2 protein-coding genes are annotated in these 2029 nt (G+C 63.3%); both read right to left on the reverse strand.

The features are described from left to right. On the reverse strand, nt 1-1158 hold a 1158-nt coding region (locus ENZ74_RS30390), incomplete at its 3' end, for a hypothetical protein (protein ID WP_164761330.1). 232 nt (nt 1159-1390) lie between these two features. Then, the coding region (locus ENZ74_RS30395; protein ID WP_164761331.1) for a GNAT family N-acetyltransferase at nt 1391-2029 on the reverse strand (639 nt) is incomplete at its 5' end.

Here is a 2029-nt window from a genome sequence, read left to right on the forward strand (position 1 = left end):
ATCCTGGCGTGTCAGCGTTTCCAGCCTTTGGTGAAGCTGGCGGTTCTCGTTGCGGCAACGGGCATGCGCGAGTTCGTCGGTCATGCCGCGCAAGCGGAGATCGGCGAGTTGAACCTTCACCGCGCCACAGTCTCGGCGCGCCGCGTCGCGCTCCTGGCGTAAATTCGCAATCTCGGTTTCCGAGGTTTGGCGCCGATGCTCGGCCACGTCCTCGGCGCGCTGCCCGGCGCTCGGCGTTGCGCGGACCACGCTTTGATCGGGGGTGCTGCGCTGGAGCAAGCGCAACCTCTTTTCAAGTTCGACGGCCCGTTCCTGCGCGGCGGCGGCGCAATCGCCGAGAACGCCGCGCTGATGCTCGACCGTGGACAGCCGCGCTTGCAGGTCCTGCTGTACAAGCATCTGCGCAGATAGTTTGCCGGTCAGTCGTTCGTTGTGGACTTGGTAGTCCGCGACCTTGGAACGAAGCAGCATGGCGGCCTGTTGCAAGCTGGCGAGCCGCAATGCAACGTCCTCACGCGCCTGCTCGGCGGCTTGCCTGGCCATGGTCTCGTCGCGGAGTTGCCCCGACACGCGCGCCAGGTTCCGTCCCAGGCGCTCGACCTCGACATTCGCTTCGAGGAACCGTGTTGCGCGCTGGCCGGCATGCCTATCCGCCTGCGCAATGGTCTGCCGTGCCCTGTTGAGTTGGACCTCCAGGTCGGCGATGGTCTTGCTTGCGATCGATAGCTCGCGCGATTTTCGCCCAAGCTCTTTCGAGGTGCGATCCTGCAAACGTTGCAGCTTCGCCACCTCTTCCTGCAAGTCCCATTTGTCCGTATCGGGAGCGTCGGCATCGTGCGTTTGCGCATCGAGCCTGGCCACATAGTCCTCAACCAGCGACCACGCCAAGTCGTCATCGTTGGACAAGAGCGAGGAGCCGCGCATGGCGTGGGCCTGACTCGAGCCCGTCCGGGCCGAAGTCGAGCCGAGGGAGGCGGCCAGCGTGTCTGACTGGGCCAATCCGGTCACGGGCTCCTCTTCGAAGAGAGGCAAAGCTTGATGCGTGGCGGCTCGGATGCTTCGAATCAGTTCTTCGAAGTCTTCGTCGGCCCTTCGGACAACGGCGCTGTCGTTCGCACTGATGTGCCGGGCGCCGTTGGCCTCATGATTCAGCGACATTTTTCTCTCATCGCGGACCGAATCACTAGACTATCGTGCATCAAGGACAAGAATGCGAGTAGATCTTGCCGGGTTTCACCGGAAAATTGCTGCAAGAAATCTCGTTTTTTTGAAGCGGAAGTCGATCTTAGCGCTTGCCTCTTGGGCAATCGAAGTAAAGTCCCGGCCACCTCTGTGTCAAATATTGCAGCGAAAATGTGCCATCCTTCCAGAACCGCACCCTTGCCTTTTCTCAGCGCCGCCCCAACAAGCTCTTCATGCGGTTGCGCAGCAGGCGGGCCATGTTGCGGGTTTCGCGGTAGAGGTGCAGTTGCGAGGCGGCCTGGCGGGTGAGGCGGTCGGCGTCCGGCGTCAGGCCGATCACCAGCGTGCCCATCGGCTTGCGCTCGGCCCATAGCCGGCTCATCACCGGATGGTCGGGCACGGCGCAGGAATCGGTCATCATGATGTTGGGATCGTCGAGATGCTGCCCGGTCACCTCGATCATCAGCAAGGTGCCCGGCGAATAGCTGGCCAGCGTCTCGTCATAGGCGGTCTTCCAGGTGTAGGCGATGCCGGCTTCGACGAAGACGATCAGGCAGGCAATGGTGCGGCCGTCGAGCGTCAGCGAATGGATGCGGCACATGTCCTGCTCGGCCAGCCGGTGCACGGCTTCGCGGGCGAAGGCGGCGCGGAAACGGTCGATCGCCATGGCGGTGCGTTCGCGGCCCTTCCAGCCGGCCGCCTCCAGCGTCAGGAAGTTCTCGATGGCGTGGCGGATGTCTTCGGGGCCGCGCGCCACGACATGCTCCAGCCTGCCGAGGTCGCCGAGGCGCCGCTTCAGCCGCCGGAATTCGCGATAATGGTGCGAACGCAGCGAGGCCTTCAGATA

The sequence above is a fragment of the Mesorhizobium sp. M7A.F.Ca.CA.002.15.2.1 genome, assembly GCF_003998715.1.
Classification (GTDB): domain Bacteria; phylum Pseudomonadota; class Alphaproteobacteria; order Rhizobiales; family Rhizobiaceae; genus Mesorhizobium; species Mesorhizobium ciceri.